This is a genomic window from Micromonospora sp. NPDC127501, assembly GCF_040302185.1.
GTDB lineage: Bacteria > Actinomycetota > Actinomycetes > Mycobacteriales > Micromonosporaceae > Micromonospora.
This window is the reverse complement of record NZ_JBEORJ010000006.1, coordinates 198,865-213,916: the sequence shown is the minus strand read 5'-3', so window position 1 is coordinate 213,916 and position 15,052 is coordinate 198,865. Positions and strand designations below refer to the sequence as shown.

The window sequence follows — 15,052 nt, the reverse complement described above, 5'->3', positions numbered from 1 at the left end:
ATCGATGATCTCGGCTTCCCAGCGCCTGTGGCGCACCAGCCCGCTGACCTACCTGGCGCTTGTCCTGGCGGCGCTGCTGTCGATCTACCCGTTCTACTACATGCTGGTGATCGGCACTCGCAGCCTGGACAACATCAACGACGTACCGCCGCCGTTGACCCCCGGTGGCGCGTTCGGTGACAACTTCGGGCGGGTGCTCGACAACGACGCCGCCAACTTCCTCACCGGCATGATGAACTCGATCATCGTCTCCTCGGTGGTCACCGTCTCGGTGGTCCTCACCGGTTCGCTGGCCGGGTTCGCCTTCGCCAAGCTGAAGTTCCGCGGCAGCAACGCCCTCCTGCTGGCGATCATCGTCACCATGATGATCCCGACCCAGATGGGGCTCATCCCGCTCTGGGGCATGATGCAGGACCTGGGGTGGTACGACACCCTCTACGCGGTCACCGTGCCGTTCCTGGTCACCGCCTTCGGCGTGTTCATGATGCGGCAGTACGCCAGCCAGGCGATCTCCGACGAGCTGATCGAGGCCGGCCGCGTCGACGGAGCGAGCACGTTCCGGATCTACTGGAGCATCGTGCTGCCGGCGCTGCGTCCTGCCGCCGGCGTCCTCGGTCTGCTGACCTTCATGGAGACCTGGAACTCGTTCCTCTGGCCGTACGCCATCCTCACCCCGGAGAACCCGACCCTGCAGGTCTCGCTCTCCTTCCTCTCGTACGCCTACTACACCGACTATTCCCAGGTGTTCGCCGCCACGGCGATCGGCACCATCCCCCTGGTAATCGTCTTTCTCGTGTTCGGCCGCCAGATCATCGGCGGGATCATGGAAGGTGCCGTCAAGTCGTGAGCAACCCCGCCAGCCCACCCGCCGTCGACGTCCTCGACGAGCGCCCCGGGCTGACCTTTCCACCCGGATTCCTCTGGGGGGCCGCGACGGCGGCATACCAGATCGAGGGAGCGGCGGCCGTGGACGGCCGTGCCCCGTCGATCTGGGACACCTTCAGCCACACCGAGGGGCGGGTCGTCGCCGGGCACACCGGGGACGTGGCGTGCGACCACTACCACCGCCTCGGCGACGACGTCGCGTTGATGGCCGAGATGGGCCTGAAGTCGTACCGTTTCTCGGTCTCCTGGTCCCGCGTGCAACCCACCGGCACCGGCGCGGCCAACCCGGCTGGCCTGGACTTCTACCGGCGACTGGTGGACGAGCTGCTGGCCAACGGCATCGAGCCGTGGCTCACGCTCTACCACTGGGACCTGCCGCAACCGTTGGAAGACGCCGGCGGCTGGCCGGCGCGGGACACCGCGGCCCGCTTCGCCGACTACACCACCCTTGTGGCGGACGCGCTCGGCGACCGCGTGCGCTACTGGACCACGCTGAACGAGCCGTGGTGCTCCGCGTTCCTCGGCTACGGCTCCGGTGTGCACGCCCCCGGCCGCACCAACGGGGCGGACGCGGTGCGCGCCGGGCACCACCTGATGCTCGGTCACGGCCTGGCCGTGCAGGCACTGCGGGCCGCCCGGCCGGCCGCCGAGGTGGGCGTGACCGTCAACCTCTACCCGGTCGACCCGGCCAGTGACAGTCCCGCCGACCGGGACGCCGCCCGGCGGATCGACGGGTTGGCCAACCGGTTCTTCCTGGACCCGCTGCTGCGCGGGTCGTACCCGGAGGACCTGGTGGCCGACCTCAGCACGGTGACCGACTTCGAGCACGTGCGCGACGGCGACCTGGCGACCATCTCCACGCCGCTGGACCTGGTCGGGGTCAACTACTACAGCCGGCACGTGGTCGCCGCGCCGGTCGAGGGCGTGGAGGCCGACCCGGCCCCCTCGTGCTGGCCGGGCAGCGAGGACGTCCGGTTCGTCACCCGCGGCGTCCCGGTCACCGACATGGGCTGGGAGATCGACGCCCCGGGCCTGACGGAGACGCTGCGCCGGGTGAACGGCTACACCGACCTGCCCCTGTACGTCACCGAAAACGGCTCCGCGTTCGTCGACTCGGTGGTCGACGGGCAGGTCGACGACGTCGATCGGCTGGCCTACTTCGACGCCCACCTGCGCGCCGCCCACGAGGCGATCGACGCCGGAGTGCCTCTGCGGGGATACTTTGCCTGGTCGCTGATGGATAATTTCGAATGGGCCTGGGGTTACACCAAGCGGTTCGGCATGATCCACGTCGACTACGACAGCCAGGTCCGCACCCCCAAGTCCAGCGCCAAGTGGTACGCCTCGGTGATCCGGCGCAACGGTCTGGCCGCACAATAGGCTCGGGCCAGCCATCAGGACGGCCCCGGCGTCCACCTCTCGCAGGTGGCGCCGGGTCCGCCCGCCGTCGGAGGAGCAGACGATGACAACGCAGCGCACCCGCTCGCTCGGGCGCCCGACCCTCGACGCGGTCGCGGCGCGTGCCGGCGTCGGTCGGGGCACGGTCTCCCGCGTCGTCAACGGCTCGCCCCAGGTCAGCCCGGAGGCCCGGGCCGCCGTCCAACAGGCCATCGCAGAACTGGGGTACGTGCCGAACCGGGCCGCCCGTGCGCTCGTCACCCAGCGGACCGACTCCGTCGCGCTGGTGGTCTCCGAATCCGGCGAGCGGGTCTTCACCGAGCCGTTCTTCGCCAGCATCGTGCGGGGGATCAGCTCCGGGCTGCTGGAGACGCCGATGCAGCTCTGGCTGGCCATGGCGCAGTCGCCGGTGGAACGGGAGCGGGTCGAGCACCACCTCACCAACCAGCACGTCGACGGCGTACTGCTGCTGTCGTTGCACGACTCCGACCCGCTGCCGACACTGTTGGAGGAACGCGGCCTGCCCGCCGTGCTCGGCGGTCGGCCCGCCCGGATGCTGCAACCCGGCGCCCAACCGGCCTGGTTCGTCGACGTGGACAACGTTGGCGGGGCCCGGCAGGCCGTGGAGTACCTGGCGCGGCAGGGGCGGCGACGTGTCGCCACCATCGCCGGTCCGCAGGACATGGGTGCCGGCCTGGCCCGGTTGGCCGGCTACACCGACGCGGTCAAGGCCACCGGCGCCAGCGTCAACCCCGACCTGATCGCGTACGGCGACTTCAGCGAGGGCAGCGGCGCGGCGGGAATGCGCCGGCTGCTGGAGGTCTGCCCGGACCTGGACGCGGTCTTCGTCGCGTCCGACCTGATGGCGTTCGGTGCGCTGCGTACCCTGCGCGAGGCCGGCCGCCGCGTACCCGAGGACGTCGCGGTGATCGGCTTCGACGACGCGACCATCGCCCGACAGGCCGAACCGCCGTTGACCACGGTCTTCCAGCCGGTGGAGGAGATGGGTCGGCAGATGGCCCGCCTGCTGGTGGCCCGGATCCGTGGCGAGGAGCTACCCGCCTCCCACATCCTCCTGGACACCCAACTGGTCCACCGAGCCTCCGCCTAACCCACCCCCCAGAAACCCACACCGCGCGCCCGTACACGGCGCGCCCGTACACGGCGCGCCCGCGCACGGCGCGCCCGCGCACGGCGCGCCCGCGCACGGCGCGCCCGCGCACGGCGCGCCCGCGCACGGCGCGCCCGCGCACGGCGCGCCCGCGCACGCCCCGGTCGATCATGGATTTGGCCTGGACATTTCCGGCATCCTGGCTCGTCAACCTCATGATCAGAAGGCTGACCGGGCAAGATCGTGCTCGATCCTGGATCTAGTGGCCTCCCGGCGGCCGCACACCACTACATCCAGGATCGAGCGCGATCTTGGCGGGCGGGCGGGCGGGCGTGCGGGGCCCGGGCGTGCGGGGGCGCAGGGCAGGTGGGTGGGTGGGGCAGGTTTGTTGCCCGGTGGTCAGGCGGGGGTGGGGGCCCAGCGGCGAAGTTCGCGCTTGGCCAGGGAGTTGCGGTGCACCTCGTCGGGGCCGTCGGCGAGGCGCAGGGTGCGGGTTTGCGCCCAGAGGGCGGCCAGTGGCGTGTCCTGGCTGACACCGGCGCCGCCGTAGCCCTGGATGGCCTTGTCGATCACCCATTCCGCCATCGCCGGCGTGCCGATCTTGATGGCCTGGATCTCGGTGTGCGCGCCCTTGTTACCCACGGTGTCCATCAGCCAGGCCGTCTTGAGCACCAGCAGCCGGGCCTGCTCGATGCGGACGCGGGACTCGGCGATCCACTCCCGGACCACGCCCTGCTCGGCCAGCGGTCGGCCGAACGCGATCCGTTCGTTCGCCCGCTTGCAGAGCAGCTCCAATGCCCGCTCAGCCATTCCGATTAATCGCATGCAGTGGTGGATCCGGCCGGGCCCCAGCCGGGCCTGGGCGATGGCGAAGCCGGTGCCCTCGGCGCCGATCAGATTCTCCGCGGGCACCCGGACGTCGGTGAAGTCGATCTCGGCGTGCCCACCGTGGGAGCCGTCGGTGTAGCCGAAGACGGTCATGCCCCGGCGCACTGTCACCCCGGGGGTGTCCCGGGGAACCAGCACCATGCTCTGCTGGCGGTGCCGGTCGGCGGTGGGGTCGGTCTTGCCCATCACGATGAAGATCTCGCAGCGCGGGTCCATGGCCCCGGACGACCACCACTTCCGTCCGTTGATCACGTACTCGTCGCCGTCACGGGTGATCCGGGTGGCGATGTTGGTGGCGTCGGAGGACGCGACGTCCGGCTCGGTCATGCAGAACGCCGAGCGGATCTCACCCTCCAGCAGCGGCATCAGCCACCGCTTCTGCTGCGCCTCCGAGCCGAACTCGGCGAGCAGCTCCATGTTGCCGGTGTCCGGTGCCGCGCAGTTGACCGCCTCCGGCGCGAGGTGCGGGCTGCGCCCGGTCAGCTCGGCCAGGGGGGCGTACTGGAGGTTGGTCAGGCCGGCGCCGTAGCGCGGGTCGGGCAGGAAGAGGTTCCACAGGCCGCGCTTGCGGGCCTCCGCCTTCAGTTCGCCCAACACCGGGGTACGCGACCACGGGTCCCCGGCGGCCACCTGCTCGGCGTGCACGGCCTCGGCCGGGTAGACGTGCTCGGTCAGGAACCGGGTCAGCTCGTCGCGCAGCTCCTCGGTCCGGCTGTCGTATGAGAAGTCCATCACCGCTCCCTGGCGGCGGTCAGCCCGTGCGCGACCAGCGGTGCCACCATCTCGCCGATCCGGTCGAAGCCCTCGCCGAGCGTCTGCCCGAGCGTGTGGCGGTAGTGGATGCCCTCGCAGATCACCGCGAGCTTGAAGCAGCCCAGCGCCACGTGCCAGTGCAGCGGACCGACGTCGACATCGCTGCGTCCGGCGTACCTGTCGATCAGCTCGCTGCCGGTGGGGAAGCCGGCGCGCGGGCCGAGCCCGTCGGCGACGGGGTTGCCAGCGGCGGTGTCGCTGCCGCCCAGCACGTCCCAGTACGTCAGCAGCAGCCCCAGGTCGGCGAGGGGGTCGCCGAGGGTGGCCATCTCCCAGTCGAGAACCGCGTGCACGGTGACCGGGTCGGCCGAGGCGAGGAGGTTGTCCAGCCGGTAGTCGCCGTGCACGATCCGGCCGGCGTTCGCGCCCTCCGGGGCGGTCGCCGCGAGCAGGTCACGCAGCTCGTCGATGCCGGGCAGCGGCCGGCTGCGGGAGCGGTCGAGCTGCCCGGCCCAGCGGCGGACCTGCCGGGCGAGGTAGCCCTCTGGGCGGCCGAAGTCAGCCAAACCGACGCTGGACGGCTCGACGCTGTGCAGCGCGGCGAGCGTGTCCATCATCGCCATGGCGAGGGCCCGGCGGCGTTCGTCGCCCAGCGGGTCGGTCTGCGCGCGGGTGCGGAACACCTCGCCGGGCATCCGCTCCATGAGGTAGAACGGTGCGCCGATCAACTCCGGGTCGGTGCAGAGCAGCAGCGCGCCCGGGACCGGCACGTCGGTCGGTGCCAGCGCCGAGATGACCCGGAACTCGCGCGCCATGTCGTGCGCGGTCGCCAGCACGTGCCCCAGCGGTGGGCGGCGCAGCACCACTTCGCGGTCGCCGATACGCAGCAGGTAGGTGAGGTTGGACTTGCCGCCCGCGATCAGCTGGGCCCGTAGCGGCCCGGTGGCCAGCTCGGGTCGGTGCTGCGCCAGATGGTCGGCGAGTCGGTCCAGGTCCAGCCCTGCCGGGGAGGCCGGGACGGCCGCCGGCCGTGACGCGTCGACGGCCGGATCGCTCATCCGACTAGTTGATGGCAGCCCGCTCACGTTGTCAAGGTCAGAATTTCCGCTCGGGACATGCCCCTGCAACAGGGACGAAATGGTCAACTAGCAGGCTGGGGATCAGCCTGCCGGCCGCTCTTTTCGCCGGCCCGCCGAGCGGAGGGACAGACATGTTGCTGCGAGTTCGGGTCACCCTGCCGGACCGTCCGGGCACCCTCGGTCAGGTCGCCCGCACCTTGGGCGTCTCCGGGGCGGACATCGTCCAGGTGGTGGTCCTCGAACGGCTCGGCGGGCGCGCGGTGGACGACTTCACTGTCGTCTGGCCGGGCGCAGCGCGGGTGGAACGGCTGCTGGCTGGCCTCGCGGCGATACCGGGCGTGCGGGTGGACGGTGTGTGGCGGGCGATCGGCGCGCCCACCACCACCGGCCAGGACGCGGAGCTGTTGGCCCAGGTCGCGGCCAACCCCGCCGACGGGCTTGCCACCCTGGTCGACGCGGTGCCGGGGCTGCTGGCCGCCGACTGGGCCGTGGCCGCCGTGGTGCCTGTCGACTGGGCCTCGCGGAGCGGGGGCGGCGGGGCGACCGTGGGGTACGCGAGCTGGCGTGCCCCCGTACCCCCGCGGTTGCCGGAGGTGACCCCGCTGCGCGGCCGGTCGACGACCACGCCCGACGGCACTCATCACGCGATCACGCCGTTCGGCCGGGCGGGCCTGGTGCTGGTGGTGGCCCGTGAGCGCAGCGAGACCCTCAGCGCCGCGGCGTTCCACAGCACCGAGGTGGATCGGCTCAACCAGCTCGTCCGCGCCTGCGCGGTGATCCTCGGTGACCGGCTGGACCTGGTCGGCGTACCGCCGGTCACCGTCAATCCCTGAGCCGCCACCCGCCGGGTTCGGTGGTCCGTGAGGTCCGAACCTGTTGATCTAGTCTCTCCGGAATGGACTCGGTTTTCGGTGGATATCGATGGGAGGCAGCCCGCGGTGGCTCGATCCCGGCGGGCGCGGTACCGCACGGGTACGAGGCGGACGGTGAGCCCCTGTGGGTGTGCCGCGTCCGGATGCGCGGCGGCGTGCACCCGGGCGAGGTCCGCCCGGCCTTCGGCGCCGCCAAGACCACCTGGGCCGGCGCGGAGGTCCGCGTCGACGAGTACGAGGTGCTGATGGACCACGGCGTCTGGGGCATCGCGTCCGGTGGCGCGGTGCCCGCTGACGCGCTGCCGGCGGGCCGCGAGGGTGACGGCGAACCGCTCTACGTCGCCCGCGCGGCGGTCGCGGCGGGCGCCCTGCACATCGGCAAGGTGCGGCCGGCCTTCGGCGCCGCCAACATCGGATACGGCAACGCCGAGCGTGCCGCCCGGGCCTACGAGGTGCTGCTGCGGCCGCCGGCTGCCGCGCCGGCGAGCGGGCGGCGGCCCGGGATCCAGATGGACCCCACCTACGCCGACTTCGGCACCGAGCCGCCCCGCGTCGGGAACGTCACGATCACCGGCGTCGACCGTTCCTCGGCCGCCGGCGACCACCTGGCCATCGGCGCCGGCGGGTCGGTCGAGCTGGAGTTCGACGTGCCCGACCCGGCCGTCGTCAGCGAGGCCTGCGTCGCCATCCGCGCGCTCGCGTCGATGCTCTCCCGGGCGCCCGGGTACGCCCCGCTCACCGTTCGCCTCAACGGCAGGCCGCTGGCCAACCGCCTGCGGATCCCCAACGGCGGTGGGCTCCCGCAACGGCTGGTCTTCGCGGTGCCGGCCGAGGAGTTGACGGCCGGCCGCAACACGCTGCGCATCGAGAGCGGTGTCGACGCCCGCAGCACGCTGTGGCTGTACCGGGTGACGATCGACCCGATGCACGCACACGACCAGGCGGGCCTGGCCCTCGAACGGCGGGCGATCGCCGAGCCGGTGCTGCGGTACGCCAGCGACGCCGGCGACATCACCATCTTCATCGACCGCGGCGAGCAGGCCGTCCTCGATCAGGTGGCTTGGGCCGACGAGTCCGGCGCCGAGTACGCGATCACGTTCGAGAAGCAGCAGGCCGCCTTCTACGGCTGGCGGCGGCGGCCGGGCGGGAAGCCGACGGAGTTCCGTGGCCGGCTGACCCAGCGCGACACCGACGCCAAGGAGGCCTGGCGCTTCTCCACGCAGGAGGGCTGGTCCGGCGGGTGGCACCGCTCGGGTGACCTGCTCCTCTCGGTGGCCGTGGCCGGCCGCCCGGTCACCAGGCTGGCCTGGCGGGACCTGCGCGGTAACAACGGCACTGTCGCCTTCGGCGACGGTGGGTTCCTGGGCACCTACCAGCGGGTCGGGGAGGGCCCCATCGGCTACCGCGGCCGCCCCGAGTAGCGGCGGACCCGGGCGGGGACATCGGCCCGAGCGCAACCCGTCACCGCCGGGCAATCGGGCGGCAACAGCGGGGGACGAGGGTGGTACCCGGGGAAGGGAGCCAACCATGACGTTGTGGCGGATCCGAGCGACGGTGGACGACCGACCGGGTTACCTGTCGGTGCTCACGGCGAGCCTCGCGCTGCGTGGGGTCAACATCCTCACCGTGCAGGTGCAGCCCACCGAGCAGGGCGCGGTGGACGATTTCCTGGTCGACGCGCCGGACGCGCTCGACGAGGCGGAGCTGATCGCCGCCGTCGAGCGTGGTCGGGGCCGGGACTGCTGGGTGGCGCGCAGCGAGGCGCGGGGTCTGGCCGACCAGCCCACCCGGGTGCTCGGGCTGGCCAACCGGCTGGTGCGTGACCCGGACGCGACGGGCGAGGCGTTGCGGACCCTGCTCGCTGCCGACGTCGTGAGCTGGCGACCAGCGTCGGTCGGCGGCGAACGGGGGATCACCGGGGCCGACATGCTGTTGGCCGACCCGGCGGGCGGTTCGTTCGCGCTGCGCCGGGCCGCGCCCGACTTCACCCCGGCGGAGTACGCGCGGGCGCAGGCCCTGGTCGAGCTGGCCGCCACCGTGGCGCGCCGGGCCGCCGAACAGGTCACAGTGGTGCTGCCCGACGGCGCGGAGGTGGCCGTCCGGCCGGCCAGCGCCCACGATCTGCCCGGTGTGGTGGAGTTGCACGAGGCGTGCTCACCGCGTAGTCGGCAGCGGCGCTACCTGGGCGGTGCGGCGCTGCCGCAGCCGGCCCGCCTGCGTCGACTGCTGGAGCCGAGCCGAGGGCTGACGCTGATCGCCAGCACCACCGGCTCCGACGGTATGGCCGAGTCGGTGGTCGCCATGGCGAACCTGCTCGGCGAGGGCGACGAGGCCGAGGTGGCGCTGCTGGTGCGGGACGACTGGCAGCGGCGCGGGCTCGGCTCGGCGTTGCTGCGCCGGGTGGCCCAGCACGCCGACCGGTCCGGCTACGCGGCGCTGGTGCTGCACGTGCAGGCCACCAACGACCCGATGCTGCGTACGCTGCACCGGCTGGGCCGGCCCGCCGCGACGGAGCGCGACGGGGGGCTGCTCACCCTCACCGTCCCGCTCGCTGCCGCCGCGAGGGCGGACCGGAGGAGCGCGTTCGTCTAGGGCCCTGCTCAGGCCCTGGGCGGCTCGCGGCGGCCCGAGACGCAGAACCGGTTGCCCTCCGGATCGGCGAGCACCACGTACGGCGGTTCGGTCGGGTGTGGATCGGTGGGATAGTGCCGCCAGTCGACGATCCGCGCGCCGAGGGCGAGCAGTCGGTCGAGTTCCTCGTCGAGGGGTCGGTCGCCGGCGTCCAGATCCAGGTGGAGCCGGGGGAACTCCGGCACGGGGCTCTCGCTGAGGTCCATCGCGAGGGCCGCGCCCGACACCCCCGGCGGCGGCTCCAAAACGATCCACTCGTCGCCGGTGAATCGGGGCTCGCGGCGACGGTAGCCGAGGGCCGCGGCCCAGAACCTTCCTGCCCGCTCGGCGTCGGACACGCCCAGGGAAAGCTGCGCGATCAATGCCATCTCCCGACGGTACGCGCCGACGAGGGCCCCTTGTGCGCCGCGAGCGTCCACAAGGGGGCCTCTCCGGTTCCGGTGCTCAGGTGGCGGGGTAGCTGTTGTAGTCGGGGAAGTTGCCGTAGAGCCGGCTGTCTCCGCCGACGGTGACGGCCTGCACCAGCAGGTCGCCGCCGACGAACGCGCCCTTCCAGGAGGCGCCCCGGCCGCCGAACGGTTCGTCCCGGTCACCGCGTGAACGCGGTTTGTTGATGCCCACCTTGAACGCCTGCAGGTCCACGGCGAGCTTGCCGGCCTCGTCGGTGTCGTCGCAGGCCAGCGAGGCCACCAGCGCGCCGTTGGAGGCGTTCATCGCGGCCAGCAGTTCATCGGTGGTGTCCACCACGACGATCGTGTCGACCGGCCCGAACGGCTCGGCGTGCATCAGCCGGGATCGTCCGGGCGGGGCGAGCAGCACCGACGGCGCCACGTACGCCGAGGTGTCCTGCCCGGGAAGGAACGGCGCGCCGGTGAGCTTGCCCCGGTGCAGTGGGATCGCGCCGCCGCGGACCGCCTCGTCGACGGTGCGCCGTAGCTCGTCGGCCTTGGCGGCGCTGATCAGCGGCCCGAAGTCCAGCTCGGGCAGCAAGTCACCGGCGGCCCAGTCGTCGCCGACGGCGAGCGGGTGACCGAAGCGGACCGAGCGGACGACCGGCAGGTACATGTCGAGGAACTCGTCGACCAGGTCGCGCTGCACCACGAACCGGGGGTACGCGGTGCAGCGCTGCTTGCCGTACTCGAAGCCCTTCCTGAGGTGCGTGGCGAGCAGGTTCCACTGGGAGAAGTTCCAGATGCCCCAGGCGTTGAGACCCTCCTGCTCGATGAAGTGCCGCTTGTCGCTGTCGAGCAGCGCGGCGGCCACCTTGCCGCCGTTGGAGCGGCCGCCGACGAACGCCACCGCGCCGATCTCGGGTGCCCGGACCAGCACCTCGGACAGTTCCCCGCCGCTGCCGGAGACGAGCGTGGCGGGCAGCCCGGCCCGGCGCATCAGCGCGTGCGCGACGGTCAGGCACACCGCGCCGCCCTGGGACGGGGTCTTGGCGATGACCGCGTTGCCGGCCAGGAGCTGCACCAACTCGGCGTGCACCAGCACGCTCATCGGGTAGTTCCACGACGCGATGTTGCTGACCGGGCCGGGCAGCGGCTGGCGGCCGTCGGCGAGCATCCGGTCGATCTCGCCCGCGTACCAGCGGACGCCGTCGAGCGCCCGGTCCACGTCGGCGCAGGCCAGCCGCCAGGGCTTGCCGATCTCCCACACCAGCAGCAGGGCGAGCAGGTCGCGGTGGTCGGTGAGCGAGTCCAGGGCCTCGGCGACCCGGGCCTTGCGGTCGGTCAGCGGGGTCTGGGCCCAGGTCCGGTGCGCGTCGGCGGCGTGGGCGACCGCGGCGCGCGCGGTGGTCGCGTCGACCCGGGGCAGGTTGATGAGGACGGTGTTGTCCACCGGCGTGCGGACCGGGGCGGGCTGGCCGACCGCCCGCCATTCGCCCTCGACCAGGTTGTGCAGTGTGGTGACGCCGTCGACCTCGGCGCCGAACGCCTCCGGGGTGGCGGCCACCGCGCGGGCCAGGGTGTCGGTCCAGGCGGTGCCGTCTGCGAGTCGTAGTGCCATCGCTTCTCCTCAGGGTTGACCAGGGAGCGGCGGCGTCTACGGCACCGCTGGTGAGCGGTACTGTCTCGCGCTTGGTAGTGGGTCAGCAACAGTACGTTTGTCTGGCTGGCCGCCGAAGCGCTCGAACGGTGCGGTGGTGTCTTCGGACGCTTTCCGCTTGAGCTGCGTAAACGTCGAGCAAGAATCGACACGCATCGATGGTGTGAAATGCTCCGCAATGGTTACTCGCGAGTACGGGAGCGGCGCCGCGCGCATCGGCCCCCATCGGCAGGCTTCCCAACCAGCGACCCGCCCATTACATTGTCGGTTATCCATGGGAGCGCTTCCATGACCCATGGCCACCGCCACCCCGCTGTCGCCGGTGGCCGTGCCGCCCGTACGCCGTCCCGCGTCGGTGCGACCGCTGGCGGCGCCTCCGACAGGAGTCCGCCATGCGCCACCTGACCCGGCCGTTCAGCGGCCAGCCCGGCCGGTCGCCGGCCGCCGACCAGCCCTGGCCGCGGCGGCTGCTGGCCCTCGGCGTCGCGCTGCTCACCGGCGCGTCCCTCGCGGTGACCGCGCCACCGTCCGGTCCCGCCGCCGCCGCCCCGGCGGCGACCTACAACTACGCCGAGGCGTTGCAGAAGTCGCTGCTCTTCTACGAGGCGCAGCAGTCCGGTCGACTGCCCGACTGGAACCGGGTCTCCTGGCGCGGAGACAGCGCGCTCACCGACGGCGCCAGCGCCGGCGTGGACCTCACCGGCGGCTGGTACGACGCCGGCGACCACGTCAAGTTCGGTTTCCCGATGGCGTTCAGCGCCACAATGCTCGCCTGGGGCGCTGTCGAGTACCGCAGCGGCTACACCGCCTCCGGGCAACTGCCGCACCTGCTCAACAACCTGCGCTTCGTCAACGACTACTTCATCAAGGCGCACCCGTCGGCCAACGTCCTCTACGGACAGGTCGGCAAGGGCGACGACGACCACAAGTGGTGGGGTCCGGCCGAGGTGATGCCGATGGCGCGGCCCGCGTACAAGATCGATGCGAGCTGTGGTGGCGCGGACCTGGCAGGGGAGACGGCGGCCGCGATGGCCGCGTCCTCGATGGTGTTCCGGCCCACCGACGCCGCCTACGCGGACAAACTGCTCGGCCACGCCCGGCAGCTCTACACCTTCGCCGACACGGTGCGGAAGGCCTACCACGAGTGCATCACCGACGCCACGAGCTTCTACCGCTCGTGGAGCGGCTGGCAGGACGAGCTGGTCTGGGCCGCGATCTGGTTGCACCGGGCCACCGGCGAGGCCAGCTACCTGGCCAAGGCCGAGAGTGAGTACGACAAGCTCGGCACCGAGAACCAGTCCACCACCCGCTCCTACAAGTGGACCATCGCCTGGGACAACAAGCAGTTCGGCGCGTACGTGCTGCTGGCCAACCTGACCGGTAAGCAGAAGTACGTCGACGACGCCAACCGGTGGCTGGACTACTGGACCGTCGGGGTGAACGGGCAGCGGGTGCCGTACTCGCCGGGCGGGATGGCGGTGCTCGACTCCTGGGGTGCGCTGCGCTACGCCGCGAACACCTCCTTCGCCGCGCTGGTCTACAGCGACAAGACCACCGACACCACCCGCAAGGCGCGCTACCACGACTTCGCCGTCCGGCAGATCAACTACGCGCTCGGCGACAACCCCCGTAACTCCAGCTACGTCATCGGGTTCGGCGCCAACTCGCCGAAGAACCCGCACCACCGCACCGCACACGGCTCCTGGTGGGACAGCCAGACCGTGCCTGTCGAGACCCGGCACACCCTCTACGGCGCGCTGGTCGGCGGCCCGTCCTCGGCCAACGACGCGTACAGCGACAGCCGCTCGGACTACGTGATGAACGAGGTGGCCACCGACTACAACGCCGGCTTCACGTCCGCGCTGGTCCGGCTGACCTCCGAGTACGGCGGCACGCCGCTGGCGAACTTCCCGGTCGCCGAGACGCCGGACATCGACGAGCTGACCGTGGAGACCACCGTGACGCAGGCCGAACCTCGGGCCACCGGGCTCAAGGTGATGGTCTACAACAAGTCCGCGTTCCCGGCCCGCGCGCTGACCGACGGCCGGTTCCGCTACTACTTCCGGCCCGACGGCACCGGCCCGGTGCAGGTCACCGCCGGCTACACCCAGGGCTGCCCGTCCCCGACCACCGCCAAGCAGTTCAGCGGCGACATCTGGTACGTCGAGGTGGACTGCACCGGGCACACCATCGCCCCGGCGGGTCAGTCGCAGCACCGGATGGAGGTCCAGTTCAAGATCGGCGTGCCGGAGGGCGGCACCTGGGACCCGACCAACGACCCGTCGTACCAGGCCACCGCCGGGCCCAACCGGAAGGTGCCGCTGTACTCCGGCGCCACCCGGATCTGGGGCGAGGAGCCGGGCCCGGTCGTACCGGACACCACCAAGCCGACCGTCCCGGGTACTCCCGTGGCGTCCAACCTCGGCCCCCGCACGGTCACCCTGACCTGGGCGCCGTCCACGGACAGCGGCGGCAGCGGCCTCGCCGGGTACGACGTCCGCGAGTTCATGGTCGGTAACGACGTGGTGGCGACCCGACGGGTCACCGAGAACTCGATCACCATCACCACGCTGTTGCCGGAGCGGACGTTCGAGTACACCATCGTGGCGCGCGACGGCGCGGGCAACGAGTCGGCCGCCTCGCCGAAGCTCAGCGTGACCACGCCACCGGCCGGCACCGCCGACACCACAGCGCCGAGCACCCCCGGCACGCCGGTCGCCTCGGCCGTCACCGCCACCGGGCTCACCCTGGCCTGGACCCCGTCGACCGACAACGTGGGCGTCACCGGTTACCGGGTCTACCGCGAGGCCGGCGCCACCGACGCGCTGGTCGGCTCGCCGACCGGCACCACCCAGGCGGTGACCGGGCTGACCGCCTCGACGGCGTACCAGTTCTACGTGGTGGCAGTGGACGCGGCCGGCAACACCTCCGCGGCGTCCACACCGGTCGCGGTGACCACCGCGGCCCCGCCGGTCGGCGGCACCTGCACGGTGGGGTACGCCACCACCGACTGGGGCGGCGGCTTCACCGCCAACGTGTCGATCACCAACACCGGCACCACCGCGATCAACGGTTGGACCCTGCGGTTCAGCTTCCCCGGTGGGCAGAGCGTCAGCCAGGGCTGGTCGGCGGCGATCAGCCAGAGTGGCGCGGCGGTCACCGCCACGAACCTGTCCTACAACGGCACGATCGCGGCGGGCGCGTCGGTGAGCTTCGGCTTCAACGGCACGTACAGCGGCGCCAACCCGAAACCGACCGCCATCACCGTCAACAACACCCCCTGCACCATCGCCTGACCGGCCGCGACGAGATCTTGGACAGTTACCGTTCCGCCGGGACGGTAACTGTCCAAGATCTGCGACGCCCGGCACTCGCCAGCGGACCCG

Annotated in this window: 11 protein-coding genes; 7 read left to right on the top strand and 4 right to left on the bottom strand. The window is 71.9% G+C overall.

What is annotated here, in order from left to right:
- Window positions 1–4: 4 nt before the first annotated feature.
- The 3 genes from ABTW72_RS16150 to ABTW72_RS16140 all read left to right on the top strand — a co-directional run bounded on the left by ABTW72_RS16150 (window position 5) and on the right by ABTW72_RS16140 (window position 3,394).
- Complete coding sequence (locus ABTW72_RS16150; protein WP_124853396.1) at window positions 5–847, top strand: carbohydrate ABC transporter permease; 843 nt, start codon at window positions 5–7, stop codon at window positions 845–847.
- Window positions 844–2,265 (top strand): GH1 family beta-glucosidase, encoded by a 1,422-nt coding sequence (locus ABTW72_RS16145; RefSeq protein ID WP_350859425.1) that lies wholly within the window; start codon window positions 844–846, stop codon window positions 2,263–2,265. Before ABTW72_RS16150 ends, ABTW72_RS16145 begins: the two co-directional genes overlap by 4 nt.
- An 82-nt stretch (window positions 2,266–2,347) precedes the next feature.
- Window positions 2,348–3,394 carry a LacI family DNA-binding transcriptional regulator gene (locus ABTW72_RS16140; protein ID WP_350859422.1) on the top strand — a complete coding sequence of 349 codons (1,047 nt, stop codon included), beginning with the start codon at window positions 2,348–2,350 and terminating at the stop codon, window positions 3,392–3,394.
- Window positions 3,395–3,793: 399 nt separating this feature from the next.
- Here ABTW72_RS16140 and ABTW72_RS16135 read toward each other — a convergent pair whose 3' ends face one another.
- Window positions 3,794–5,014, bottom strand: coding sequence for an acyl-CoA dehydrogenase family protein (locus ABTW72_RS16135; protein ID WP_350859419.1), 1,221 nt, complete (start codon window positions 5,012–5,014; stop codon window positions 3,794–3,796).
- Window positions 5,014–6,093, bottom strand: coding sequence for a phosphotransferase family protein (locus tag ABTW72_RS16130; protein ID WP_350859416.1), 1,080 nt, complete (start codon window positions 6,091–6,093; stop codon window positions 5,014–5,016). Before ABTW72_RS16130 ends, ABTW72_RS16135 begins: the two co-directional genes overlap by 1 nt.
- A 152-nt stretch (window positions 6,094–6,245) precedes the next feature.
- On the opposite strand from ABTW72_RS16130, the gene ABTW72_RS16125 reads away from it, so the two are divergent.
- The 3 genes from ABTW72_RS16125 (at window position 6,246) to ABTW72_RS16115 (ending at window position 9,578) form a co-directional block, all read left to right on the top strand.
- Window positions 6,246–6,947: an ACT domain-containing protein gene (locus ABTW72_RS16125; RefSeq protein WP_350859413.1), complete on the top strand. Its 702-nt coding sequence runs from the start codon at window positions 6,246–6,248 to the stop codon at window positions 6,945–6,947.
- Between the two features lie 62 nt (window positions 6,948–7,009).
- Window positions 7,010–8,407: a DM9 repeat-containing protein gene (locus ABTW72_RS16120; protein WP_350859410.1), complete on the top strand. Its 1,398-nt coding sequence runs from the start codon at window positions 7,010–7,012 to the stop codon at window positions 8,405–8,407.
- Window positions 8,408–8,513: 106 nt separating this feature from the next.
- Window positions 8,514–9,578 carry a GNAT family N-acetyltransferase gene (locus tag ABTW72_RS16115; RefSeq protein ID WP_350859407.1) on the top strand — a complete coding sequence of 355 codons (1,065 nt, stop codon included), beginning with the start codon at window positions 8,514–8,516 and terminating at the stop codon, window positions 9,576–9,578.
- An 8-nt stretch (window positions 9,579–9,586) separates the two neighbouring features.
- Here the strand turns inward: ABTW72_RS16115 and ABTW72_RS16110 are convergent, their stop codons facing one another.
- Both ABTW72_RS16110 and ABTW72_RS16105 read right to left on the bottom strand, forming a co-directional pair.
- The gene (locus ABTW72_RS16110; protein ID WP_350859404.1) at window positions 9,587–9,985 is read right to left on the bottom strand and encodes a VOC family protein; all 399 of its coding nucleotides are present in this window, start codon (window positions 9,983–9,985) and stop codon (window positions 9,587–9,589) included.
- A gap of 76 nt (window positions 9,986–10,061) precedes the next feature.
- The gene (locus tag ABTW72_RS16105; RefSeq protein ID WP_350859401.1) at window positions 10,062–11,627 is read right to left on the bottom strand and encodes an aldehyde dehydrogenase family protein; all 1,566 of its coding nucleotides are present in this window, start codon (window positions 11,625–11,627) and stop codon (window positions 10,062–10,064) included.
- A 431-nt stretch (window positions 11,628–12,058) separates the two neighbouring features.
- Between ABTW72_RS16105 and ABTW72_RS16100 the strand changes: the two genes are divergently transcribed.
- Window positions 12,059–14,962 (top strand): glycoside hydrolase family 9 protein, encoded by a 2,904-nt coding sequence (locus ABTW72_RS16100; protein WP_350859398.1) that lies wholly within the window; start codon window positions 12,059–12,061, stop codon window positions 14,960–14,962.
- Window positions 14,963–15,052 lie beyond the last annotated feature (90 nt).